This is a genomic window from Mesorhizobium sp. M1399 (genome assembly GCF_040317735.1).
Taxonomy (GTDB): domain Bacteria; phylum Pseudomonadota; class Alphaproteobacteria; order Rhizobiales; family Rhizobiaceae; genus Mesorhizobium.
Window position 1 is genome coordinate 1 of record NZ_JAMYKZ010000078.1, and the last position, 714, is coordinate 714.

Below are 714 nucleotides of genomic sequence, written 5' to 3' on the forward strand. Positions count from 1 at the left end.
GCCGCCCGGCATCGCGCCGCTGAAAGCCGTGCTGGTCGACAACGTCGTCGCGCTGACGCTTGAGCCGCCTGCTCACGAAGCGACACACTGGACGGTCCGTGCGATGGCGAGGGCGGCCGGTATCGCTGCGTCTTCGGTCGTGAAGATCTGGCACGATCACGGTCTTGCCCCGCATCGCTGGCGCACCTTCAAGCTTTCGAACGACAAGGCCTTTGCCGAAAAGTTGCACGACGTGGTCGGCCTCTATGTCTCGCCGCCCGCCCATGCGATCGTCCTGTCGGTGGATGAGAAGAGCCAGATTCAGGCGCTCGACCGCACGCAACCGGGGCTACCGCTGAAGAAGGGGCGCGGCGGCACCATGACGCATGATTACAAACGCAACGGAACCACCACCCTGTTCGCCGCCCTCAACGTGCTCGACGGCTCGGTGATCGGCCGCAACATGCAGCGTCACCGGCACCAGGAGTTCATCCGCTTCCTCAATGCGGTCGAGGCTGAACTCCCGACCGACAAAGCCGTCCACGTCATCCTCGACAACTACGCCACCCACAAGCAGCCGAAAGTCAGGGCCTGGCTGGCCCGGCATCCGCGATGGACCTTCCACTTCGTGCCGACATCCTGCTCGTGGCTGAACGCTGTCGAGGGCTTCTTCGCCAAGCTCACCCGCCGACGCCTGAAGCACGGCATCTTCCATTCCGTCGTCGACCTCCAGAC

Annotated in this window: 1 protein-coding gene; it reads left to right on the forward strand. The window is 64.1% G+C overall.

The annotated features are described in order from the left end of the window. The coding region (locus tag NKH05_RS32990; RefSeq protein WP_353017969.1) for an IS630 family transposase at positions 1–714 on the forward strand (714 nt) is incomplete at both ends.